Raw genomic sequence first — 23011 nt, forward strand, 5'->3', positions numbered from 1 at the left:
GATGGTTCCCACGACAACGCGGCAGGCGGCCGTGCGGAAGCCGAACCGCCCGCGGGTCTCCGCGCGGTGAGCCGCAAGGCGGAGGAGAACGCGATACCGGCGGTATCGCAACCGACGACAACGCCGCAGGCGGCCGTGCGGACACCCACCGACCCGCGGGGCTCCGCGCGGTCGGATGCAAGGCGGAGAAGGAAGCGATACCGGCGGTATCGCGCCCGACGACAACGCCGCAGGCGGCCGTGCGGACACCCACCGACCCGCGGGGCTCCGCGCGGTCGGATGCAAGGCGGAGAAGGAAGCGATACCGGCGGTATCGCAACCGACGACAACGCCGCAGGCGGCCGTGCGGAGGCCCGCGGGCCTAGCGGGGAACGGACAGGCGGAAGCCGCGCTTGATCACGGTGGCGACGAGGCGCGGCTCCGGGAGGGCCTGGCGGAGGCGGCTGATGGCGACGTCGACGGCGTGGTCGTCGAGGGGCTCGGGGGCGGCGGCGGCGAGGACGGAGCGGGCGACGGTGGCGCCCTCGGCGGCGACCAGGGTGCGGAAGAGCGCCAGGGCGACGGGGGTGAGGGCGACGCGGGTGCCCGCGAGCAGGGCGTGCCGGCCGCGCAGCTCGAGGGGCCCGAAGTCGGTGTCGATGCGGGGGGCGGACTGCTCGAGGTGCTCGCAGGTGAGGCGGATGAGCGCGCCCATCCGGAAGCGGTCGGGGACGATCGGCAGGATCTGCGCCTCGACGAGGGGCGCGGCGGTGACCGGGCCGACGGCGGCCGCGACGACGGTCTCGCGGAAGGCGGCCTGGAGCTCGTCCAGCCGGCCGGCCGCCTCTGCGACGGTGAAGAGCGCCTCGACGGCGGGGGCGCTGGTGAAGGTGACGGCGTCGAGGCCGCCGCAGCAGATCGCCTCGATCAGCCGGAGGACGCGGGCCGAGTCCTCGTGCGCGCTCCAGCGGTAGGGGGCGGCGGTGAGGACGGTCGCGCCGGCGTCGGTGAGGCGCTGCAGCTGCGCCGGGTCGGTGAAGCCGTGCAGCTGGACGGCGACGGTGCGGCCGGCGGCGCCCTCGCGCAGGGCGAGGTCGACGAGGGAGGTGGTGGTCTCGCGCTCGCTCATGCCGTGGTCGTCGAGGCCGGCGGCGCGGACGGCCCCGCGTGCCTTCGGGCCGCGGACGAGGATCCGGGCGTCGGAGAGAGCGTCGGTCAGGTCGTCGCCGAGACCGGCGGCGTCGGCCGCCTCGAGCCAGCGGCGCATGCCGTAGGAGGTGGTCGCGAGCAGCACGTCGGGCCGGGCCGCGACGATCGCGCGGGTCTCCTCCTCGAGGACACCCTCGGTGTCGACGCCGCGCATCCGGATGGTGGGCGCGTGGGTGACGTCGGCGCCGCGGCGCTCGAAGGCGGCGATCAGGTCCTCGGAGCGGCGGTCGGAGGTGACGCCGATCCGGAAGCCGACGAGCTGGTCGGGCCGGAAGCCGGGCGAGGCGGCGTCGGGATCGGGCCCGTCGGCGCCGGGCCCGGCGCTCGCGGTCCTGACGGCACCGGTCGCCTCAGCACCGGCCGCACTCCCGCCGGTCGCCTCGAAACCGCTCGCCTCGGTGCCGGTCATCAGCGGCCCCCTCGGGCGGTCACAGGGTGAGTGCATCGACCGCGCGGGCGATGCTCTCGGGATCCCGAGCATCATCGCACGCCGCCTGGCGCACCACCTCGCCGATCACGATGACCGCGGGCGAGCGCGGCGCCAGCTCGGCGAGCAGGCCGAGCACCCCGCCGACGGAGGAGATCGTGGTGCGCTGGGCGTGCGACCAGCCGCGCTCGACGATCGCCAGCGGCACGCCGGCCGGCATCCCGGCGCGCTGCAGCCCCGCGACGAGGTGCGGGAGCGTGTTCACGCCCATCAGCACGACCAGCGTCCCGCCCAGCCCGGCCAGGTGCCCCAGCTCCTCCTCGCTGAAGGGCGCGTGGCCCGAGACGACGGTGAAGGCGCGGCTCACCTCGCGGTGGGTGACGGGGATGCCGGCGGCGGCGGGGACCGAGATCGCGCTCGTGACACCGGGGACGATCGTGAACGGGACGCCGGCGACGCGGCAGGCGCGCACCTCCTCCGACCCGCGGCCGAAGACGAACGGGTCGCCGCCCTTCAGCCGGACGACGTCGAGTCCGTCGAGGGCGCGGGAGACCATCAGCCGCTCGATCTCGTGCTGCGGCACGGCGTGGTGGCCGGGGGTCTTGCCGACGTCGATCAGCTCGGCGCCGGGCGCCCAGTCGGCGAGGCCGTCGTGCGGGCCCAGGCGGTCGAAGAGCACGACGTCGGCCTCGCGGAGGGCCCGGTGCGCGGCGAGCGTCATCAGCTCGGGGTCGCCGGGGCCGCCGCCGACGATGCTCACATGGCCGACGGAGCGGCACGCGGCCGGCTCCTCGTCGACCAGCCAGACCCCGTGCCGCGCGGCCTCGGCGGCCGCGGCGGATCGGAGGGATCCGGCTCCCTCGACCCAGACGAGCAGGGCGGGGCGGGCCGCGGGCAGGAGCGACGCGGAGGCGAGGCGCACGCACAGCGCGTCGTCCGCGTCCCAGCGCTCGACCCGGGCGCCGGCCGCGCGGTGGCGGGCGAGCACGCGGCGGGTGCCGGCGACGCTGCCGACGACGAGGACGCGGCGGCCGGTGAGATCGACGGAGAGCTGCATCACGCCTCCGATCCGGGAGCAGAGGGAGCGAACGGCGCGAGCGTCGCAGGCGCCGGCACCGACGCCGACGGCCCCACCACCGAGACCGCGCCCGGCCCGATCGGGATCGACGTCCCGGCCACGAGCACCGGCCCGTCCGAGCGCTCGTCGCGCCCCGCCGGCCGGCTCTGCCCGCGCTCGCGGACCGTGCTCACCCGCGGATCCGCGGTGTCGGGCGCGTTGACGAAGGAGCGGAAGCGGCGCAGCCGGTCCGGGTCCGCGAGCGTCGCCGCCCACTCGTCCACGTAGGTGTCGACGTGGGTCGCCATCGCCGCCTCCAGCTCGGCCGCGATCCCGAGCGAGTCCTCGCAGACCACCTCCTTGACGTGGTCGAGGCCGCCGGGCAGGTCCTCCTGCCAGCGCGCGGTCCGCTGCAGGCGCTCGGCCGTGCGGACGTAGTACATGACGTAGCGGTCGATGTAGCGCACGAGCGTCTCGTCGTCGAGGTCCTGGGCGAGCAGCTGCGCGTGGGCCGGCTGGTAGCCGCCGTTGCCGCCGACGTAGAGGTTCCAGCCGGTGTCGGTCGCGATCACGCCGATGTCCTTCCCGCGCGCCTCGGCGCACTCCCGGGCGCAGCCGCTGACCCCGAGCTTGAACTTGTGCGGCGAGCGCAGGCCGCGGTAGCGCTCCTCCAGGAGGATCGCCATGCCCACCGCGTCCTGCACGCCGTAGCGGCACCAGGTCGAGCCGACGCAGGACTTCACGGTGCGCAGCGATTTGCCGTAGGCCTGGCCCGACTCCATCCCGGCGTCGACGAGGATCCGCCAGATCTCGGGGAGCTGCTCGAGGCGCGCGCCGAACATGTCGATCCGCTGGCCGCCGGTGATCTTCGTGTAGAGGCCGTACTGCTCGGCGACCTCGGCGATCACCTTGAGCTTGGCCGGCGTGATCTCGCCGCCGGGCACCCGCGGGACGACGGAGTAGGTGCCGTCCTTCTGCATGTTGGCGAGCGCGCGGTCGTTGGTGTCCTGGAGCGGCGCCTGGCCGGCGTCGAGGATGTAGCCGTTGGTCTGGGTCGCGAGCACGGAGGCGATCACCGGCTTGCAGACGTCGCAACCCAGGCCCGAGCCGAAGCGCTCCATCACCTGCTCGGCCGAGGACAGGCCGAGGATCCGGACCGATTCGAACAGCTCGCTCCGGCTCAGCGAGACGTGCTCGCAGAGCGCGCGCGACACCTCGACGCCGGCGCGGGTGAGCTCGGTGTCGAGCAGCTTCTTCACCAGCGGCACGCAGGAGCCGCACTGGGTGCCGGCGCGGGTGCAGGCCTTCAGCGGGCCGAGCTCGGTGCAGCCCTCGCCGATCGCGTGGCGGACGTCGCCGACGGAGACGTTGTTGCAGGAGCAGAGCTGCGCGTCGTCGGGCAGATCGCCCGAGGGCGCCTCGCCGCCGGCCGCCGCGAGGTAGGCGCTCGGCTCCGCGGGCAGCTCGCGGCCGAGCAGCGGGCGGAGCGAGGAGTAGGGCCCCGCGTCGCCGACGAACATGCCGCCGAGCAGGGTGCGCGCGTCGTCCGAGACGACGATCTTCTGGTAGAGCCCGCGGGCGGGATCGGCGTAGACGACCTCGAGCGCCCCCTCCCCCGCGCCGAGCGCGTCGCCGAAGCTGGCGACCTCGACCCCGGAGAGCTTGAGCTTCGTCGCGTCGTCCACGCCCGGGAAGGTCGCGTCGCCGCCGAGCAGGCGGTCGGCGACGACCTCGGCCATCGCGTTGGCGGGGGCGACGAGGCCGACGGTGCGGCCGTCGATCGCGGCGACCTCGCCGATCGCCCAGACGTGCGGGCGGCTGGTGCGGCAGGCCTCGTCGACGACGACGCCGCCGCGGGGCGCGACCTCGATGCCGACCGCGCGGGCGAGCTCGTCGCGCGCCGTGATGCCGATCGAGAAGACGACCATGTCGGCGCCGATGCTGGTGCCGTCGGTCATCGTGACGCCGAGCACCGTGCCCTGCGGCGAGGTGAGGACGGCGGTGGGCCGGTTGCCCAGGTGCAGCGTGACGCCCTGGGCCGCGATGATGCGGCCGAGCGCCTGCCCCGCGCCCTCGTCGAGCTGGGCGCTCATCAGCCAGCGGCCGGAGTGGATCAGCGCGGTGCGCGCGCCGAGCCGGTGCGCGCCGCCCGCGGCCTCGAGGCCGAGGAGGCCGCCGCCGACGACGACCACGCTGGCTGGACGGCGGCGGCGGGCGCGGAAGGCGGCGAGGTCCGCGACGAGGCCGTCGACGTCCTCGAGGGTGCGGTAGACGCGGCCGTGCTCGGCGCCGTCGATCGGCGGCACGGTGGCGGAGGAGCCGGTGGCCAGCACGATCTCGTCGCCCTCGAACCAGCGGCCGTCCGCCAGCTGGACGCGGCAGCGCTCCGGATCGAGCGCGACGACGCGGGAGGAGGTGACGAGCGTCGCCGACTCCCAGAGCGCGCCGTCGCCCAGGGTGAGGTCGGTCATCCCCTCGAGGCGCTTGGAGAGGGCGACGCGGTCGTAGGGGTGGTGCGCCTCCTCCCCGAAGACGGTGATCTCGAGGGCGATGGCGCCGGCGCGGGCGACGAGCGCGTCGACCAGGCGGTGGGCGGCGGGGCCGGCGCCGACGACGAGCACGCGTCGGGGGCCGGTGGGGATCGCACCTCGGGATGTCATGGGCTCCACCGTAGGCAGGCGCGGTTTCGCCCCCGTTGCCCCTGCGTAACGTCGTGTGACCGACCTCTCACGACAGCGGACCGGCATCGTGAGGGCTTCGTTACGCCCGTGACTCCGGAGGGGTGCTCCCGCGAAACGTGGGCTCTCTACCGTGGGCCTCACCGCCGCCGACCGGCCGCGGACGGCACTCCTCTCGGAAGGCGGGACGATGACCCTCCTCGATCAGCACGTCCCGGGCCGCACCGCTCCGGCCGGCACCGCTCCGGCCGCGACCTGGGTCCCCGTCTGCAACCGGCTCGAGCTCGAGCCGCTCTGGGGCGAGGCCGCTCTCGTCGGCGGTGTGCAGCTCGCGCTCTTCCTCCTTCCCGACGGCCGCGTCTTCGCCGTCTCCAACCTCGACCCCGCGACCGGCGCGGCCGTGCTCTCCCGCGGCATCGTCGGCTCCCGCGCGGTCGACGGCGTGCAGCGGGCGACGATCGCCTCGCCCCTGCACAAGGACGTCTTCGACCTCGAGACGGGCGTCTGCTACACCTCGCCGCGGCTGCACCTCGCCACCTGGAGCGTGCGGGAGACGGGCGGCGTGATCGAGGTCGCGCAGCGGACCGCGCTGGTCTGCGCCTCGCACGGCACCTCCGACGACGACGGCCGCACTGCGGTCGCCGCGCTGGTCCAGGCCGTGCGCGAGGCGAACCCCGCCGCGGACGTCCTCGACTCCTTCGTCGACGTGCAGCAGCCCGACGTGCCGGCCTCCCTCGGCACCCTCGAGCCCGAACGCTCGGCCGTCGTCGTGCCGCTGCTGCTCTCGGCCGGCTACCACGTGCACGTCGACCTCGCCGAGGCAGCGGCGGAGGCGGACCGCCCCGTCCGCGTGACCGGCGCCCTCGGCCCGGACCCGCGGCTCGCCCGCGTCCTGGCCCGCCGTCTGCGCGAGGCGGGACTCGCCGACGGCGACCGCGTCGTGCTGGCCGCGGCCGGCTCGAGCGATGCCGGTGCGGTCGCCGACTGCTGGGCCACCGGCCGCCTCCTGGCCGCCGAGCTCGGCCGCGACGTCGCCGTCTCCTTCATCTCGGCCGCCGAGCCGCGCGTCCCGGAGGCGGTGGCCGCCGAGCGCGCCGCCCACCCCGGCGCCCGCGTGCTGGTCTCCACCTACCTCCTCGCCCCCGGCTACTTCGCCTCGCTCGCCGCCTCGGCGGGCGCCGACCTCGCCACCGCCCCGCTGCTCACCGCCGTCGACCCGCCCGCGCGCGAGCTGGTCGACATCGTCTCCGAGCTCTTCGGCCGCAGCGCGTAAGCGCTCGACCGCCCGACGCCCTCACTCCCCGCACTCTCTTCGGCGCGCCCGCGCCCACTCCCCGGAGGATCCGATGACTGCTGCACCGCCCACCACCGCCGCCGCCACCACCGGCCCCGCGACGACCACCCCGTCGGGCCTCACCCGCCGTCCCGGCCGCTGGATCGACGGCTGGAACCCCGAGGACCCCGCGCAGTGGCAGGCGGAGGGGCGCGGCGTCGCCGGCCGCAACCTGCGCTGGTCGATCTTCGCCGAGTTCCTCGGCTTCGTCGTCTGGCAGCTCTGGTCGGTCGTGGTCGTCCAGCTGCCCGCGGCCGGCTTCGACTTCAGCACCGGCGAGATCTTCTGGCTGATCTCGATGCCGAGCCTCGTCGGCGCGACGCTGCGCATCCCGTACACCTTCATGGTCCCCCGCTTCGGCGGACGGAACTGGACGATCGTCTCGGCCGGCCTCCTGCTCATCCCGAGCATCGGACTCGCCATCGCGGTGGGGAACCCGGACACGCCGTTCGGCGTGATGCTGCTGGTCGCCGCGCTGGCCGGCTTCGGCGGCGGCAACTTCGCCAGCTCGATGGCCAACATCACCTTCTTCTACCCGTACGCGCAGAAGGGCTACGCGCTCGGCCTGAACGCCGCGGGCGGCAACCTCGGCGCCTCGGTGGCGCAGCTGATCGTGCCGATCGCCGTCACGATCGGCGCCGCGGCGACGGTGAACCTGCCGCTCGCCGGCCTCATCTGGGTGCCGCTGATCGTCGTCGCGATGATCGGGGCCTGGAAGCGGATGGACAACCTCTCGACCGCGAAGGCCGACGTCGCCGCCTCCCTCGCCGCGCTGCGCGAGCCGCACCTCTGGCTGCTCGCGGTGCTCTACATCGGCACCTTCGGCTCGTTCATCGGCTTCGCCGGCGTCTTCCCCAAGCTGATCGTCGACACCTTCCCCGAGTTCTCCGGCTTCACCGTCGGCTCCGCGACGCTCACCCTCGCCTTCCTCGGCGCCCTGGTCGGCTCGCTCTCGCGGCCCTACGGCGGCCGGCTCGCCGACCGCTTCGGCGGCGCACCCGTGACGATCGCCGCGTTCGTCGCCATGGGCGCCGGGATCCTCTTCGTCATCGCGACGCTGCCGCTCGGCAGCTTCTGGCTGTTCCTCCTCGGCTTCCTCGTGCTGTTCGCCTCGGCGGGCATCGGCAACGGCGCGACCTACCGGATGATCCCGACCGTCTTCGCCCTGCGCGCCCGGCAGAAGGGCGACGACGGGGTCGGCGCGCAGCGCACCTCCGCCGCGGCGCTCGGCCTGATCTCGGCGATCGGCGCCTACGGCGGGTTCGTCATCCCGCAGCTGCTCGGCTACTCGAAGACGACCTTCGGCGACTACACGACGGCGCTCGGCTGGTTCGTCGCCGCCTACGCGGTGATGCTCGCGATCACGGCGGGCGTCTACCTCCGCCTGGCCGCGAAGACGGGGACCCGGATCTGACGATGACCGCCGCACCCGCCCCGACCGACTCGCACTGCCCGTACTGCGCCCTGCAGTGCGCGATGACGCTGACCCGGGTCGACGACCCGACGCCGGTGAGCATCGCGGGGCGGGAGTTCCCGACCAACCGGGGCGGGCTCTGCGCGAAGGGCTGGACGGCCGCGGAGCTGCTCGCCAGCGGACAGCGGCTGCGCGCACCGCTGATGCGCGGGGCGGACGGCACCTTCACCGAGGTGACGTGGGCGGAGGCGCTCGACGCGGTCGCGGCGGCCGTCACGACGGCGCAGCAGCGGCACGGAGCGGACGCGGTCGCGGTCTTCGGCGGCGGCGGGCTGACGAACGAGAAGGCCTACCAGCTGGGCAAGTTCGCACGGGTCGCCCTCGGCACCTCGCGGATCGACTACAACGGCCGGTTCTGCATGTCCTCGGCCGCCGCCGCCGGCAACCGGGCCTTCGGCGTCGACCGCGGGCTGCCGTTCCCGGTGACCGACCTCGACGAGGCCGACTCGATCCTGCTGCTCGGCTCGAACGTCGCGGCGACCATGCCGCCGTTCCTGGCGCACCTGGCCGGGGCGCGCTCGCGCGGCGGGCTGATCGTCGTCGATCCGCGCCGCTCCGCCACCGCCCGGCTCACCGAGGACGGTGCCGGACTGCACCTGCAGCCCGCACCCGGCACCGACCTCGCGCTGCTGCTCGGCCTCACCCACCTCGTCCTCGCTGAGGAGCTGGCCGACCGCGACTACCTCGCCGCGCGCACGACCGGGTTCGACGCGGTGCGCAGGAGCGTCGCGTCCTGGTGGCCGGAGCGCACCGCCTCCGTCACGGGCGTGCCGGCCGAGCTGCTCCGCCGCACCGCCCGCCGCCTCGCCGCCGGTCGCGCCTTCGTGCTGACCGGCCGCGGGGTCGAGCAGCACGTGGACGGCACCGACACCGCGACCGCCGCGATCAACCTCGCGCTCGTGCTCGGGTTGGTCGGGCGGCCGGGCTCCGGCTACGGCACCCTCACCGGGCAGGGCAACGGCCAGGGCGGTCGCGAGCACGGGCAGAAGGCCGACCAGCTCCCCGGCTACCGCTCGATCCGCGACCCGGAGGCGCGGCGGCACGTCGCCGACGTCTGGGGCGTGGATCCGTCGACGATCCCCGGTCCGGGGCTGCCGGCCGTCGCACTGCTCGCCGAGCTCGGCCGCTCGGTGCACTGCCTGCTCGTGCACGGCTCGAACGTGGTCGTCTCGGCGCCCGACGTCGACGCCGTGCGGGCCGGGCTCTCGGCGCTGGACACGCTCGTCGTCTGCGACTTCTTCCTCTCCGAGACGGCGGCCCTGGCCGACATCGTGCTGCCGGTGCCGCAGTGGGCGGAGGAGGAGGGGACGATGACGTCGCTCGAGGGCCGCGTCCTGCGCCGTCGCCGCGCGCTCGACCCGCCCGCCGGCGTCCGCAGCGAGCTGTGGATCCTGAGCGAGCTCGCCCGCCGCCTCGCCGCGCCCTCGACCTGGTCGACCGAGCCGGCGGAGGTGTTCGACGAGCTGGCCCGCGCCTCGGCCGGCGGCGTCGCGGACTACTCCGGGCTCTCGCACGCGCTGCTCGACACCGGGGTCGCCGCGTACTGGCCGTACCCCGCCGGCAGCACCGGCACTCCGCGGCTCTTCGGCGAGCGCTTCGGCCACCCCGACGGCCGGGCCAGGATGGTCGCCGTCAGCACCGCTCCCCCGGCGCCGGTCGACGTCGGCGACGAGCTGACGCTGATCACCGGCCGCTACCTGCAGCAGTACCAGTCGGGCACGCAGACCCGGCGGGTCGCCGAGCTCGACGCGGCGCGGCCCGAGGCGCGCCTGGAGATCCACCCCGCCACCGCCTCCCGGCTCGGCGTGCGCGACGGCGGGCCGGTCTCGGTCGGCAACGCGCGCGGGGTGGTGCGGGCGCGGGCGAGCGTCACGGCCGACATCCGGCACGACACGGTCTTCCTGCCGTTCCACTACGCGGGCGAGCAGTGCGCCAACCTGCTCACCGAGGCGGTCGTCGATCCGATCTCGTCGATGCCGGAGTTCAAGCGGACGCGGGTCTGGATCCGCGCGGAAGGGGTGCTCGATGCCTGAGCGGACGACGGCCGAGAACGGGATCGCCGCGCCCGAGCGGGTCGTCCTGCTCGGCTACGGACCGGTGGGCGCGCGCTTCGTCGAGGAGCTGCTGCCGGCTGTCCGCGCCGGGTCGGTCGCGCTGACCGTGGTCGGCGCCGAGCCCGCGGACGCCTACAACCGCGTGCTGCTGGCCGAGTACGCCGTCGGCCGGGCGACCCGCGAGCGGCTCGATCTCGGGGACCGCGCCACGGCCGAGGCGGCGGGCGTGGTCTTCCGGCTCGGTGCCGCCGCCGTCGGCCTCGACCGCGCGCGCGGGGTCGTCCGCCTGCACGACGACGAGCGGCTCCCCTACGACCGCCTGGTCTTCGCGACCGGCGCCCGGGCGAACGTGCCGACCCTCGTCGGGATGGAGCGCTCGCGGCGCGACCGGCGGGTGCGCTCGGCGCTGCCCGCGACGCTCGATCAGGGCGCGAGCCCGCTGCCCGAGCGCGTCGTCGCACTGCGCGACCTCGACGACGCGCACGTCGTGCTCGACGCGGTGCGCGCCCGCTCCCGCATCGTGGTGCTCGGCGCCGGAGTGCTCGGGGTCGAGTTCGCGCTCGCGGCAGCCGAGCAGGGCGCCGACGTCGTGGTCGTCTACCACGGCGACATCCCGATGGGGCGGAACCTCGACCACGGCGGCGGGCGGATGCTCGCCGCGGCCGCCCGCGCCGCCGGCGTCGACATGGTGTCGCACGCCCGCTCCGAGAGCATCCTGCTCGCCCACGACGACCTCGGGCGCGCGCACTTCCAGGCACTGGTCTGCGCGGACGGCAAGCAGATCGAGGGTGATCTGCTCGTGCTCTCCTGCGGTGTCGGAGCGCGCACCGAGCTCGCGGCGAGCGCCGACCTCGCGGTCTCCACCGGGATCCTCGTCGACGAGCACCAGCGCAGCTGGACGGATCCGCGCGTCTTCGCGATCGGCGACTGCGCCCATGTCGCGACCCGCGGCTCGGTGCTGCCGGACGGGCGCGTGCCCGGCGGCCCGAGCGGGCTGATCGGGCCGGGCTGGCAGCAGGCCGACCGCCTCGCGGCCCGCATCGTCGCGGAGGCGGCGGGTCGCGTCGCCGACGAGCGCGTGCCGGCCGCGCGCCCCGCCGTGGTGATGCTGAAGGCCGAGGGCGTCGATCTCGTGGCGGGCGGCGACCCGACGGCCGAGCCCTGGGACGCCTGCGACGGCGTCCCGCACCCCGAGGTGACCGTGTGGGCGGACCCCGCCCGGGGCGGCTACGCCAAGCTCGTCACGGTCGGCGGAGTGCTGCGCGGCTTCGTGTCGGTCGGCCTGCCGCGGGTCGGCGCCGAGCTGACGCTCCTGTTCGAGCGCGGCTCCGAGCTGCCGGCCGACCGCTCGAGCCTGCTGCGGCTGGATGCTCCGGACGCGGGAGCGGCGCCGACCGGCGACCCGTTCGCTCCGGACGCGACGGTCTGCTGGTGCAACGGCGTCTCGGCCGGCACGATCGCGGACGCGGCCGCCGCGGGCCACGACACCGTCGCCTGCATCGGCTCGGCCACCCGCGCCGGCACCGGCTGCGGCGGCTGCACGGGCCGGATCGCGGAGCTGCTGGCCCGCACGGCCGTCCCGGCCTGAGAGCCGGCGACGGCGCCGCCCCGCCGTCGGACGGATCCTGCCGCCTCGGACGCCGCGGACCAGCAGAGGACGTCCCACGGGCTCGACCCCGGGCCGCCCAGGCGGTCGCGTCCAGCGCCTCCGCGAGGCGCCGCGTCACTCGCCGAGCGGATGCGGGAGGACGAGCACGAACGGACCCGAATCGGGCCCCGGTTCCCGCGTGCACCCCCGCCGGCGTCTCCTGACTCAGAGGGCACGACGCGAGTGGACCCGAACCGGGCGCCGGAGGCTCTGCAGAACCCGCTGCGCGTCGTCTCGCCCGCTGCGCCCTGCACGAGGGGACCCGAACGGGGCATCGGCAGAGGTGCTCGCCACTTTCTGCTGCTTCAGCCCCCGATCACCAGCAGAAAGTGCCGAACGGATCGTTGAGATCCGAGGCTCGCGCGCTCAGTCGGCGGCGGGGGCCGAATCGAGCTGCTCGGCGGAGTCCAGCGCCTCCGCGAGGCGCCGGGTCACCGCGCGCAGCTCGAGCTCGGCGCCGCGGACGCGCTCCTCGAGGTCGGCCGTCCGCGATTCGCCCGCGGTGAGCAGCGGCGGCGTGACGGCCAGCGACTCCTCGGTCTCGCGGCGCAGCTCCGCCAGCGCGGCCCGGTCCTCGTCGAGGGCCGAGCGCAGCCCGGCCGTCTCCTCGCGCAGCGCCGCGTTCTCCGCGCGCACCGCCGCGAGCTCCTCCCGCAGCCCCGCGAGCTCGCCGCGGACGCCCGCGACCTCCTCGCGCACCTCCTCGGTGCGCAGCCGCGCCTGCTCGAAGTACGGCGCGACCATCCGGTGCACCGCCTCGCGCAGCGCGACGCCGCCCCGGCCGAAGCGGGTCGGCGCGGAGGCGGGGTCGGCCCTGAAGTCGTGGTCGTCGGTCATTCGTCGTCCCGTCCCGAGAAGCGGCGGTGGAGCACGTCCATCGCGCGGTGGTCCTTGTCCATGATCTCGGCCTCGAGGGCCGTGTCGGCCACGCGCTCGGCGAGGCCCGGTCGCGAGCGGCGCTCCAGCGACCGCTCGAGCAGCTCGATCGAGCGCTCGAACGAGAGCGGTCCGCGGGCCGCCGCGCGCCCCCGCCGGCCGAGGGCCTCGAGGTCGGTCGCGCCCGTCACCACGTCGCTCATCGCCTCGAGCAGCGCGGGCGCCGAGCGGCGGATCTTGACGCAGTCGACCCCGTCGACGAGGAACTCGGCGACTCCGCTGGCGGCGGTCACGATCGGCACGCAGCCGGCCGCGGCCGCCTCCACCGGCGCGACGCCGAAGGGCTCGCCCGCCCAGGTGGGGAAGAGGAAGGCGTCGGCGCGGCCGTGCGCGGCCAGCACCTCGTCGCGGGGGCGCGCCCCGTGGAAGGTCAGGACGCCCTCGAGCCCCAGCGACTCGGCCCGGGCACGATAGCCGTCCACGTCGCCGTCGCCGTAGAGGTCGACCCGGAAGTCGCGGGTGCGCTCCGCGAGCGCGGCCGACGCCTCGAGCACGAGATCGACGCCCTTGTGCTCGCCGAGCGACGCCGCGAAGGTGAAGCGCGTGACGCCGCCCTCCCGGTACTCCCGCGGGCCGTCGTCGGCGGGCACGACGACGCCGCGGCCGATCACCTCGACCTCGCCGAGCTCGAGCCCGCCCGCCTCGATCGCCTCGACGAGCGAGCGGCTCACCGCCACGATCTCGCCGCGGTCGAAGTGGTCGACCCGGTCGGCTCCGTAGACCGACAGCACCCTGGCCGAGAGCCCGTCGACGAGCGCGTTCGGCGTGCGGTCGCCGAGGTTCCACATCCAGCCCGCCTCGACCCGGCGCAGCAGGTCGACGATCGCGAGCCCGCCGATCCCGAGCAGGTTGAAGGCGACCACGTGCGTCGGGGCGAAGTCGCGCAGCTCCTCGAGCAGGATCCGGGTGTTCTCGAACCGCGACACCGCGCTCTCGTGGTGCATCAGCTGGGCGATCTCGCCGCCGGTCTGCGGCAGCGGGAAGTAGGTGCGCAGGCTCAGCGTGCGGTGCACCTCGACGCCGGACGGCTCGGGCGGCAGGTAGGTCGGCGTGGTCAGCACCCGCACGTCGTGGCCGCGCGCGGCCATCGCCTCCGCGACGCGGGCGCAGGTCATCTCGTAGCCGCCGAGCACCTGCGGCGGGTAGAGGTTGCTGAGGAAGAGGAGTCTCATGCGGTCGCCCCCTGCCGGGCGGCGTCCGCGGCGATGCGGGCGGTGACCTCGGGCGTGTAGCTGGCGCCGGCCTGGCGGTCGTTGCCGCCGTCCCAGTAGTTGACGAGATAGAGGCCGGTCTGCTGCGTGCGCGGGACGAACGGGAAGAGCTCGGCCGCCGGCTCGATCTGCGCGACGCGGTAGCCCGCGTCCACCGCGCGCACGTGCAGCCAGATGTCGTCGGCGTCGGGGGCGACCTCGCGGAAGGCGTCGCCGTGCTCCGCGATCGCGACCATCAGCTCGCTCGGGAACAGCTGCCCCGACACCGACGTGCCGAAGACGTCGAACGAAGCCCGCGTGTCCGCGACCGGCGGCCAGCTCGTGTACGGAGCGACGACGCCGTCGGCGACGAGCACCCGGTGCGCGCGGTAGCAGAGCACCGTCTCGCGCGGATAGCGCGAGCGGGCGTCGAGCAGGCCGCGGAGCCAGGTGCGCGGATAGACGATGTCGTCGTCGGAGGTGACCAGGTCGCGCTCGCCCGCCCGCCCGGAGAGCAGGTGCGGGTAGTACTTGGTGTGCACGCGGTAGCCGTCGACCAGCCGGATCTCGAGGCCGCGGCGGCGCAGGCGGCGGAGGCTCGCGGGCAGCGCGGCGAACAGCGCGGGATCGTCGAGCCAGAGCACCAGCCGGGCCGGGCGGACGGTCCCGCGGGCGATCGACTCGATCGCCACGTGGACGCGCTGGATGCGCTCGCCGTGGGTGGTCATCGTGACGACGACCTCGCCGGCCGGGTCGACGACCGGGCGGCGGGAGACGCGGTTGGCGAGGTCGAGGCCGAGCAGCTCGCGGCGGAAGGCGAGCGAGCGCGGGTGGTCGATCGGGCGGGCGGCGACGGCCGCGGCGCGGCGCGCGCGGAGGCTCTGCGGCGCGGATCGCGCACCGCGCGCGAGGCGGAGCAGGCGGGTGCGCGGGCGGATCCGGGCCCCCAGCGCGGCGAGGCGCGTGCGGGGCCGGAGACGTCGGCCGAGCGCGGCGAGGGCGGGATGCATCGATCCAGGATAGTCAGGCGCCCCTGGACGCCCGTGGTCTCAGCGGCCGCCGACGACCGCGTAGGCCCGCACCGGGAAGGTGCCGAAGCCGCTCACCTTGGGCGGCACCGCGGTGAAGCGGGCGCCCGTGGCGGGGAGCTGCTCGAGGCCGGTGAGGTGCTCGACGACGTGCACTCCCGCGGCGAGGAGCAGGCTGTGGGCGGGCCGCTCGCCGACGCCCTCGACGTCGTCGATGTTGAGCGAGTCGATCCCGACGAGCACCGCGCCGCCCGCGATCAGCGCCTCGGCGCCGGCCGCCGTGAGGAAGGGCGCGCCGCTCGCGTACCCGGGCGTGGCGAAGTGCGCGTCCCAGCCGGTCGAGAGCAGCACGGCGGCGCCGGAGACGTCGAGGCCGTCGAGCGCGTCGCGGCCGATCCCGCGCTGTCCTGCCGCGCGCGCGTCGACGACGACGGCGGGGAGGTCGACCAGCGTCTCGAGGTCGAGTCCGGCCAGGTCGGCGCCGCCCTCGTAGCGGTGGAACGGGCTGTCGAGGTAGGTGCCGGTGTTGCCGATCATCTCGATGACGTCCATCGCGAACTCGGTGCCCGGGGCGTACGCGGCGCGCGAGTCCTCCCGCGTGAGGTGCGGCCGGATCCGCGGGGCGGGCAGACCGGGGTAGGTCACCAGGCCGTCCGCGACGGTGTGGCTGAGATCGACGAGGCGGCGCGCGGAGGAGATCATGCCTCCGATCGTCGCAGTGGCAGGATCATCGCGTCCCTCGAAGAACTGCCACGGGCCGCCGGAGGAGCGCCAGTCCGCACGCACCTCCGGCTCCGCCGCTACTTCTTCGGCAGGGCCGCCGAGAGGTCCGCGATCAGGTCGCTCGGGTCCTCGATGCCGACCGAGAGCCGCACCAGCGACTCCGACACCTCGAGCGGCGTGCCCTTCACGGACGCGTGCGTCATCTCGCTCGGGTAGCCGATCAGCGACTCGACGCCGCCCAGCGACTCCGCGAGCTGGAACAGCTCGGTCGACTCGGCGAACTTCCGCGCCGCCCGCGGGGTCGCCAGCTCGACCGAGAGCATGCCGCCGAAGCCCGACATCTGGCGCTTCGCCAGCTCGTGCCCCGGGTGCGTGGGCAGCCCCGGGTAGTGCACGGCCGTGACGGCGGAGTGCTCGGCGAGGAACTCGGCGACCGCCTGGGCGTTCTTCGAGTGGCGCTCCATCCGGATCGCGAGCGTCTTGATGCCGCGCACGGTCAGCCACGCGTCCATCGGTCCGGAGATCGCGCCGACCGCGAACTGCAGGAAGCCGATCTTCTCCGCGAGCGGGCCGGAGCGCAGCGCGAGCGCCCCGCCGACCACGTCCGAGTGCCCGCCGAGGTACTTCGTCGTCGAGTGCACGACCACGTCGGCGCCGAGCGCGAGCGGCTGCTGCAGCGCCGAGGAGGCGAAGGTGTTGTCGACGACGACGATCAGGTCGTGCGCGTGCGCCAGGTCGGCCAGCTCCGCGATGTCGCTGATGGTCATCAGCGGGTTCGACGGCGTCTCGACCCAGAGCATCTTGGTCTCGCCGGGGCGGATGGCGTGCTGCACCTCGCGCAGGTTCGACATGTCGACCGCGGTGTTGGAGATGCCCCAGGCCGCGTGCACCCGGTCGATCAGCCGGTGGCTTCCGCCGTAGGCGTCGTTGCCGAGCACGATGTGGTCGCCGGGAGCGAGCGCCGCCCGGATCAGCGTGTCCTCGGCGGCGAGGCCGGAGGAGAACGAGTAGGCGACGTCCGCGCCCTCGAGCGAGGCGATCAGCTCCTGCAGGGAGTCGCGGGTCGGGTTCGCCGAGCGGGCGTACTCGTAGCCGCCGCGGAAGCCGCCGATCCCGTCCTGGACGAAGGTCGACGTCATGTAGACGGGCGGGACGACCGCGCCGGTGGTCGGGTCGAACTCCTGACCGGCGTGGATGGCACGGGTGTCGAAGTGCTGCTTCTTGGGCATGATCGCGGGCTTTCCGGGTCGAGGGGTGGAGAAGAAGGGGAGGGGGAACGGCGCTCAGGCCGTCGCGAACGACAGGAGGTCCTGCCGGGTGATCACGGCGACGGGCTTGCCCTCATCGGTGACGAGCAGGGCGTTCGCCTCGCTCAGAGCGGCGCGGGCGGCCGTGATGCTCTCGCCGAGGCCGATCAGGCGGAGCGCATCGCCGGCCCAGGGGCCGATCGGATCGGTCATCGAGGTCGCACCGCTGAAGACGCGGTCGAGCAGCTCGCGCTCGTCGACGGCGCCGACGACCTCGCCCATCACGACCGGCGGCTCGGCGGTGAGGACGGGCAGCTGCGAGACACCGTAGGTGGTCATGATCTCGATCGCGTCGCGGACCGTGTCGCTGGGGTGCACGTGCACGAGGGCCGGCAGGTCGCCCGTGCTCGGGTTCGCGGCGCGGGCCGAGAGCACGTCGCGGACCGTGCCCTCCTCGCGGTGCTCGAGGAAGCCGTAGGAGCGCATCCAGCGGTCGTTGAAGATCTTGCCGAGGTAGCCGCGCCCGCCGTCGGGGAGCAGCACGACGACCACGTCGTCGGGTCCGAGCTCGGCGGCCGCCTTGAGCGCGACCGAGACGGCGAGGCCGCTCGAGCCGCCGACCAGCAGGCCCTCCTCGCGGGCGAGCCGGCGGGTCATCGCGAACGACTCGGCGTCGCTGGAGGCGATGATGCGGTCCACCACGCTCGGGTCGTAGGCGCTCGGCCAGAAGTCCTCGCCGACGCCCTCGGTCAGGTACGGGCGCCCGCCGCCGCCGGAGTAGACCGAGCCCTCCGGGTCGGCGCCGACGATCTGCACGCGGCCCTCCGACACCTCCTTGAGATAGCGGCCGACGCCGCTGATGGTGCCGCCGGTGCCGACGCCCGCGACGAAGTGGGTGAGCTTGCCGGCGGTGTCGCGCCAGATCTCGGGACCGGTGGTCTCGTAGTGGCTGAGCGGCCCGTTGAGGTTCGCGTACTGGTTGGGCTTGAAGGCGCCCGGGATCTCGCGCGCCAGGCGGTCCGAGACGGAGTAGTAGGAGTCCGGGTCCTCGGGCGCGACGGCCGTCGGGGTGACGACGATCTCGGCACCGTAGGCGGTGAGCACGTTCCGCTTGTCCTCGCCGACCTTGTCGGGCAGGACGAAGACGCAGCGGTAGCCGCGCTGCTGCGCGACGAGGGCCAGGCCGATGCCGGTGTTGCCGCTGGTCGGCTCGACGATGGTGCCGCCGGGCTTCAGGAGCCCGTCGCGCTCGGCCGCGTCGATGATGCGCGTCGCGATGCGGTCCTTCGAGGAGCCGCCGGGGTTGAGGTACTCGACCTTGACCAGGACGGTGGCCTGCACGCCGGAGGCGACCGGGCCGAGCTTCACCAGCGGGGTGTCGCCGATCAGGTCGAGCACCGAATCGGCGTACGCCATCCCGGTGTCCGGGCGTGCGGGAAGGGCTCGATCGAGGGTCATCTGTCCAGCGTATCAACCGCGGATCGGCGGATGACGGGGGCCGCCGAGACGCTCGCAGGCGGCTCCCGCTCGGCCCGGGAGGGAGTGGTTCGACGCCGGGGAGTGCCCTATCGTGGGGGTCCTCGCGTCACCGCCGACCGGAACGGACACCGCCTGCAATGACCCCTCCGATCACCGCCACGACGCGGGGTCCGGCCGACGCGCGCCTGCTCAGACTGCTCGGCCCCGCCATGGTCGCCGGAGTCGCCTACCTCGATCCGGGCAACGTCGCCAGCAACATGACGGCGGGTGCCCGCTTCGGCTATCTGCTCGTCTGGGTGGTCGTCCTCGGCAACCTGATGGCCTGGCTGATCCAGTACCTCTCGGCCAAGCTCGGCCTGATGACGGGCAAGTCGCTGCCCGAGCTGCTCGGCGAGCGCCTCCGCGGGCGCTGGGGCCGGCGCGCCTACTGGCTTCAGGCCGAGACGGTCGCGATCGCCACCGACCTCGCCGAGGTCATCGGCGGGGCGATCGCGCTGAACCTGCTGTTCGGGCTTCCGCTGCTCGCGGGCGGACTCGTCACCGGGGCCGTCTCGCTGGTGCTCCTGGTGATCCAGACCCGCGGCGGCGCGCAGCCGTTCGAGCGCGTGATCACAGCGCTGATGGTCGTCATCGCGGTCGGCTTCACCGTGGGCGTGGTCGTCGATCCGCCGGACGCGGGCGCCGCCGCCGCCGGGCTCCTCCCCCGCTTCGACGGCTCGGAGTCGGTGCTCCTCGCCGCGTCGATCCTCGGCGCCACGGTCATGCCGCACGCGATCTACGCGCACTCGGCCCTCGCGCGGGACCGCTTCGGCCGCGTCGACGGGGTGACCGCCCGCCGGAGGATCCTCACGGCCACCCGGATCGACGTCACCGTGGCCCTCGCGATCGCCGGCACCGTGAACCTCGCGATCCTCCTGCTCGCCGCGCACTCGCTGTCCGGCGTCGCCGGCACCGACAGCCTCGAGGGCGCGCACGCCGCGATCGGCGCGGCGCTCGGGCCGGTCGTCGCGACGCTCTTCGCAGTCGGCCTCCTGGCCTCCGGACTCGCCTCGACCTCGGTCGGCGCCTACGCCGGCGCGGAGATCATGCACGGGCTGCTGAACCTGCGGGTGCCGCTCGTCGCCCGCCGCCTGGTCACGCTGATCCCGGCGCTGATCGTGCTCGGGATCGGCTTCGACCCGACCCGCGCGCTCGTGCTGAGCCAGGTCGTGCTCTCCTTCGGCATCCCCTTCGCGCTCGTGCCGCTCGTCGCCCTGACCCGGAACCGCGCCCTGATGGGCGACCAGGCGAACCGCTGGTTCACCACCCTCGGCGCGATCCTCGCCGCCCTCTTCCTGATCGTGCTGAACGGCCTGCTCCTCTGGCTGACCTTCACCGCGTGAGCGCGGCGCTGCATGCTCACCGGCTGACCCGCAGGCGCTGCATGCTCACCGGCTGACCCGCAGGCGCTGCATGCTGGTCGAGCAGCCCGCAGGGCGTCTCGAGACCCGCCCCCAGCCAGCACTCCCACCGCGCATTGATCCGATCCGGAGCCTCGCTCGTTATCCTCTGAGAGCGCCTCTCAGGCGCCTGCGCCCTCCCCGGCGCGCCACCCCGACTCAGAACGAGAGACGCCACCGTGCCCAAAGACACGATGTCCGCCAAGAACCGCGCCCGCCAGGACAAGGTCGAGGCCTACAAGCGCGAGCAGGCCAAGCGCAAGCGCAGCGGCCGGATCTGGATCTGGTCGCTCTCGGCCCTCGCCGTCGTCGCGATCGGCGGCATCGTCGCCGTGACCGTCTTCGGCAACCAGCAGATCGTCGAGGCCCGGCAGATCGACGGCCTGCAGACCTTCGAGAACGACGCGACCCACGTCGCCGGTGCGGTCGAGTACGAGCAGACTCCCCCGGCGGGCGGCCCGCACAACGCGGTCTGGATGAACTGCGGTGTCTACAGCGAGCCCGTCCCGAACGAGAACGCCGTGCACGACCTCGAGCACGGCGCCGTCTGGGCGACCTACGACCCGTCCCTCCCTCAGAGCGAGGTCGACGCCCTCATCGCCGCGATGCCCGACACCTACGCGGTCGTCTCGCCCTACGAGGGACTCGAGTCGCCGATCGTGCTGAGCGCCTGGGACGCCCAGGTCGCCATCGACTCCCCGGAGGACCCGCGCATCGACGCGTTCGTCGAGCGCTTCTGGCAGGCCTCGACCGCGCCCGAGCCCGGTGCCCCGTGCACCGGAGGCATCGATGCGCCCGGCAAGCAGTAGGGGCCGCCTCCTCGTCGCGGCCGTCGCCGCCGTCGCCCTGCTCCTGGGCGCCGCGGGCGGCTACCTCTTCGGCGCCCTCGCCCCGTTCTCCTCCACGGCCACGCCGTCGACGACGAGCGCGGAGGCCGGCTTCGCCCGCGACATGCAGGTGCACCACCTCCAGGGCGCCGAGCTCGCGATGATCGCGCGCGACCGCAGCACCGACGACGAGGTCCTCACCGTCTCGAAGGACATCCTGCTCACCCAGCAGCAGCAGGCCGGCCAGCTGTTCGGCTGGCTGAACTCCTGGGGCCTGCCGCAGGCCGCTCCCGAGCCGTCGATGACGTGGATGGGCCGGCCCACCCTCGCGGGCGCGGCCGACGAGCACTCGTCGATGGGCATGTCCACGGAGGAGGACGTCGTCCCCGAGAGCATGCCAGGCCTCGCGACGCCCGAGCAGATCACCGAGCTCGGCACGCTGACCGGCCGCGACTTCGACCGCCGGTTCCTGGAGCTGATGATCGCCCACCACCGCGGCGCGATCGACATGGCCGAGGCGCTGCTTGCCCGCAGCCGCGCCACGGTCGCCACCGACTTCGCCTCCTCGGTCGTCCAGGCCCAGGAGGCCGAGATCTCCCTGATGGAGCAGATGCTCGCCGACCGCCCGGCCGCCTGACCTGGAACCTCCGACTCGGACTGTCTCACCATTGAGACAGAACAGAGTAGTGTCTCGAACATGAGACTCGGCGAGCTGAAGACGGCGCAGAAGGAGCTCGGCTACTCCGTCGATCTCCTCGCCTCCCGTGCGGGTCTCTCGCGCGCCACCGGCTACCGGATCCTCTCGGGGCAGACCGACCCGCGCCTCGACGACCTGCGGGAGCTCCTGCTCGCGGTGGGCCTCGATCTCGATCTGTCGGTCCGGCCCCTCTCCGATCCGCACGCGGCGTCGGCCGCGCGCGCGATGCTCGGAGACCTCTCGGTGGCCCCTGGCGACGAGGAGATCGCGGCCTGGACCGCTCGGCTCACCCGGTACTCGCGCGGGGAGACGGCGCTCCTCCTCGGCGAGGCCGGTCGAGCGTCCGCACCGCAGCACCGGCCGGGTGCCGTCGCCCTCGCAGGCCCGCGCTGGAGCATCGACCGCCTCGCCTCCGCGGGGCACGCCTCCGAGGAGCCGTGGGCGCTCTCCGGAGCGGCCGCCTTCGATGCGATGGGGTACGACCTGCAGGGGGTCTCGGTGCTGTGGACCACGGACCCGCGCCGGGTCTCACAGCTGCTCGCCGACACTCTGACGCCGACGACCACCGAGCACGCCGACGTCCTCGTGGTCCCCGCGCCCGCGCCCCTGTTCCAGGGCGCGGTCGACGTCGAGGGAGTCGTTTTGGTGTCCCCGCTGCAGGCGGTGCTCGACGGCATCGGCCTCGGCGGTGACCTGGCGGCGATCGCCTCGGAGCTGGGACGGGAGTGGTCGTGACCGACGAGCAGCGACCCGGACCCGGCTACCGGCGTCGCCCGACCGGCGGACGGACCGAAGGACCGGCGGACCGCTCACTCCCCGCCGCGGACAGCACCCTCCTGCGCGAGCGGACCGGCATCACCTGGACCGCGTCGACGATCGAGTGGAACCGCCTCGTGGCGACCACCTCCGAGCGCGCCCGGTTCCGCTTCCGCGCCTCGCTGCCCGACCTCGTCTGGAACGCCGCGGCACTCGAGGGCAACACCTTCACCCTCCCCGAGGTGCGGACCCTCCTCGAGGGCGTGACCGTCGGCGGCAAGCCGCTGGCCGACGAGGAGCAGGTCCTGGCGTTGAGTCAGGCGTACAGCGATCTGGACCAGCTGGTCGGCCGGAGCGCCTTCGCCCTCCGCAAGGACGTGTCGGACACCCTTCACCGCACGGTCGCGGCGAAGGAGGCGATCGAGTCCGGCCACTTCCGCGGCGAGGGAACCGTCTCCGGCGGCGGCAGCGTGCGACTCGCGAACGGCGGCTTCGTCGCCGGCGTCGAGCACGGGACCGGCGGCGAGGCACTGATCGAGCGCTTCGACTCGCTCGTCCGCTTCCTCGAGACGCTGCCCGAACCGAGGGAGCGGGCCGTGGCCTACTTCGCAGCCGCGACACGGAGCCAGTTCTACTTCGACGGCAACAAGCGCACCGCCCGCCTGATGATGACGGGAGTGCTGATGAGCGCCGGCATCGACGCCGTCAACATCCCCTACAGCCGCCGCCTCGAATTCAACCGCGCCCTCGACGAGCTGTCCGAGACGGACGACGCGACCAGCCTGATGCGCTTCGTCGTCGACTGCGCCTGACACACGGACACCCCCGCG

At 74.3% G+C, this 23011-nt stretch carries 18 protein-coding genes; 9 read left to right on the forward strand and 9 right to left on the reverse strand.

The window, feature by feature from the left end; all coding sequences use genetic code 11:
• Nucleotides 1–361: 361 nt before the first annotated feature.
• The 3 genes from GTU73_RS15460 to nirB are packed head-to-tail and all read right to left on the reverse strand — an operon-like array spanning nt 362 to nt 5332.
• Nucleotides 362–1597 carry a uroporphyrinogen-III synthase gene (locus GTU73_RS15460; RefSeq protein WP_160090569.1) on the reverse strand — a complete coding sequence of 412 codons (1236 nt, stop codon included), beginning with the start codon at nt 1595–1597 and terminating at the stop codon, nt 362–364.
• 19 nt (nt 1598–1616) lie between these two features.
• On the reverse strand, nt 1617–2672 hold the full coding sequence (gene cobA, locus GTU73_RS15465; protein WP_160090570.1) for a uroporphyrinogen-III C-methyltransferase: 1056 nt from the start codon (nt 2670–2672) through the stop codon (nt 1617–1619).
• A complete protein-coding gene (nirB, locus tag GTU73_RS15470) occupies nt 2672–5332 on the reverse strand; it encodes a nitrite reductase large subunit NirB (RefSeq protein ID WP_160090571.1) in 2661 nt (886 codons plus the stop codon). The genes cobA and nirB overlap by 1 nt, the downstream gene beginning before the upstream one ends.
• Before the next feature lie 208 nt (nt 5333–5540).
• On the opposite strand from nirB, the gene nirD reads away from it, so the two are divergent.
• The 4 genes from nirD to GTU73_RS15490 all read left to right on the forward strand — a co-directional run bounded on the left by nirD (nt 5541) and on the right by GTU73_RS15490 (nt 11799).
• Nucleotides 5541–6623 (forward strand): nitrite reductase small subunit NirD, encoded by a 1083-nt coding sequence (nirD, locus tag GTU73_RS15475; protein ID WP_160090572.1) that lies wholly within the window; start codon nt 5541–5543, stop codon nt 6621–6623.
• A gap of 73 nt (nt 6624–6696) precedes the next feature.
• Nucleotides 6697–8097: an MFS transporter gene (locus GTU73_RS15480; RefSeq protein WP_160090573.1), complete on the forward strand. Its 1401-nt coding sequence runs from the start codon at nt 6697–6699 to the stop codon at nt 8095–8097.
• 2 nt (nt 8098–8099) lie between these two features.
• Complete coding sequence (locus tag GTU73_RS15485) at nt 8100–10190, forward strand: molybdopterin oxidoreductase family protein (RefSeq protein ID WP_160090574.1); 2091 nt, start codon at nt 8100–8102, stop codon at nt 10188–10190.
• Nucleotides 10183–11799, forward strand: a complete 1617-nt coding sequence (locus tag GTU73_RS15490) for an FAD-dependent oxidoreductase (protein WP_160090575.1) — start codon at nt 10183–10185, stop codon at nt 11797–11799. Before GTU73_RS15485 ends, GTU73_RS15490 begins: the two co-directional genes overlap by 8 nt.
• A gap of 426 nt (nt 11800–12225) precedes the next feature.
• Here the strand turns inward: GTU73_RS15490 and GTU73_RS15495 are convergent, their stop codons facing one another.
• The 6 genes from GTU73_RS15495 to GTU73_RS15520 form a co-directional block, all read right to left on the reverse strand.
• The gene (locus GTU73_RS15495) at nt 12226–12696 is read right to left on the reverse strand and encodes a hypothetical protein (protein WP_160090576.1); all 471 of its coding nucleotides are present in this window, start codon (nt 12694–12696) and stop codon (nt 12226–12228) included.
• Nucleotides 12693–13967, reverse strand: a complete 1275-nt coding sequence (locus tag GTU73_RS15500; protein WP_160090577.1) for a glycosyltransferase family 4 protein — start codon at nt 13965–13967, stop codon at nt 12693–12695. The genes GTU73_RS15495 and GTU73_RS15500 overlap by 4 nt, the downstream gene beginning before the upstream one ends.
• Entirely contained in the window at nt 13964–14995 is a 1032-nt protein-coding gene (locus tag GTU73_RS15505; RefSeq protein ID WP_160090578.1) for a glycosyltransferase, read from the reverse strand. Before GTU73_RS15505 ends, GTU73_RS15500 begins: the two co-directional genes overlap by 4 nt.
• 39 nt (nt 14996–15034) lie before the next feature.
• Entirely contained in the window at nt 15035–15715 is a 681-nt protein-coding gene (locus GTU73_RS15510) for a cyclase family protein (RefSeq protein WP_160090579.1), read from the reverse strand.
• A 98-nt stretch (nt 15716–15813) separates the two neighbouring features.
• Complete coding sequence (locus GTU73_RS15515; protein WP_160090580.1) at nt 15814–16965, reverse strand: cystathionine gamma-synthase; 1152 nt, start codon at nt 16963–16965, stop codon at nt 15814–15816.
• Nucleotides 16966–17019: 54 nt separating this feature from the next.
• Nucleotides 17020–18399 (reverse strand): cystathionine beta-synthase, encoded by a 1380-nt coding sequence (locus GTU73_RS15520; RefSeq protein ID WP_160091419.1) that lies wholly within the window; start codon nt 18397–18399, stop codon nt 17020–17022.
• Between the two features lie 200 nt (nt 18400–18599).
• Between GTU73_RS15520 and GTU73_RS15525 the strand changes: the two genes are divergently transcribed.
• From GTU73_RS15525 to GTU73_RS15545, 5 genes are all read left to right on the forward strand, one after another.
• On the forward strand, nt 18600–19844 hold the full coding sequence (locus tag GTU73_RS15525; RefSeq protein ID WP_160090581.1) for an Nramp family divalent metal transporter: 1245 nt from the start codon (nt 18600–18602) through the stop codon (nt 19842–19844).
• A 236-nt stretch (nt 19845–20080) separates the two neighbouring features.
• Complete coding sequence (locus tag GTU73_RS15530; RefSeq protein ID WP_244231663.1) at nt 20081–20710, forward strand: DUF3105 domain-containing protein; 630 nt, start codon at nt 20081–20083, stop codon at nt 20708–20710.
• Nucleotides 20691–21365 (forward strand): DUF305 domain-containing protein, encoded by a 675-nt coding sequence (locus tag GTU73_RS15535; protein ID WP_160090582.1) that lies wholly within the window; start codon nt 20691–20693, stop codon nt 21363–21365. Before GTU73_RS15530 ends, GTU73_RS15535 begins: the two co-directional genes overlap by 20 nt.
• Before the next feature lie 60 nt (nt 21366–21425).
• Complete coding sequence (locus tag GTU73_RS15540; protein ID WP_160090583.1) at nt 21426–22160, forward strand: hypothetical protein; 735 nt, start codon at nt 21426–21428, stop codon at nt 22158–22160.
• Nucleotides 22157–22993 carry a hypothetical protein gene (locus tag GTU73_RS15545; protein WP_208543680.1) on the forward strand — a complete coding sequence of 279 codons (837 nt, stop codon included), beginning with the start codon at nt 22157–22159 and terminating at the stop codon, nt 22991–22993. Before GTU73_RS15540 ends, GTU73_RS15545 begins: the two co-directional genes overlap by 4 nt.
• Nucleotides 22994–23011: the final 18 nt, after the last annotated feature.

Source organism: Rathayibacter sp. VKM Ac-2804 (genome assembly GCF_009866655.1).
GTDB lineage: Bacteria > Actinomycetota > Actinomycetes > Actinomycetales > Microbacteriaceae > Rathayibacter.

Bases quoted from the DNA above. Each gene is read 5' to 3' on its own strand.
- GTU73_RS15505 (WP_160090578.1), bottom strand. From the start codon at position 14,995: ATGCATCCCGCCCTCGCCGCGCTCGGCCGACGTCTCCGGCCCCGCACG.
- GTU73_RS15525 (WP_160090581.1), top strand. From the start codon at position 18,600: ATGACCCCTCCGATCACCGCCACGACGCGGGGTCCGGCCGACGCGCGC.
- GTU73_RS15535 (WP_160090582.1), top strand. From the start codon at position 20,691: ATGCGCCCGGCAAGCAGTAGGGGCCGCCTCCTCGTCGCGGCCGTCGCC.
- GTU73_RS15540 (WP_160090583.1), top strand. From the start codon at position 21,426: ATGAGACTCGGCGAGCTGAAGACGGCGCAGAAGGAGCTCGGCTACTCC.
- GTU73_RS15495 (WP_160090576.1), bottom strand. From the start codon at position 12,696: ATGACCGACGACCACGACTTCAGGGCCGACCCCGCCTCCGCGCCGACC.
- GTU73_RS15520 (WP_160091419.1), bottom strand. From the start codon at position 18,399: ATGGCGTACGCCGATTCGGTGCTCGACCTGATCGGCGACACCCCGCTG.
- GTU73_RS15510 (WP_160090579.1), bottom strand. From the start codon at position 15,715: ATGATCTCCTCCGCGCGCCGCCTCGTCGATCTCAGCCACACCGTCGCG.
- nirD (WP_160090572.1), top strand. From the start codon at position 5,541: ATGACCCTCCTCGATCAGCACGTCCCGGGCCGCACCGCTCCGGCCGGC.
- cobA (WP_160090570.1), bottom strand. From the start codon at position 2,672: ATGCAGCTCTCCGTCGATCTCACCGGCCGCCGCGTCCTCGTCGTCGGC.
- GTU73_RS15490 (WP_160090575.1), top strand. From the start codon at position 10,183: ATGCCTGAGCGGACGACGGCCGAGAACGGGATCGCCGCGCCCGAGCGG.
- nirB (WP_160090571.1), bottom strand. From the start codon at position 5,332: ATGACATCCCGAGGTGCGATCCCCACCGGCCCCCGACGCGTGCTCGTC.
- GTU73_RS15500 (WP_160090577.1), bottom strand. From the start codon at position 13,967: ATGAGACTCCTCTTCCTCAGCAACCTCTACCCGCCGCAGGTGCTCGGC.
- GTU73_RS15460 (WP_160090569.1), bottom strand. From the start codon at position 1,597: ATGACCGGCACCGAGGCGAGCGGTTTCGAGGCGACCGGCGGGAGTGCG.
- GTU73_RS15485 (WP_160090574.1), top strand. From the start codon at position 8,100: ATGACCGCCGCACCCGCCCCGACCGACTCGCACTGCCCGTACTGCGCC.
- GTU73_RS15515 (WP_160090580.1), bottom strand. From the start codon at position 16,965: ATGCCCAAGAAGCAGCACTTCGACACCCGTGCCATCCACGCCGGTCAG.
- GTU73_RS15480 (WP_160090573.1), top strand. From the start codon at position 6,697: ATGACTGCTGCACCGCCCACCACCGCCGCCGCCACCACCGGCCCCGCG.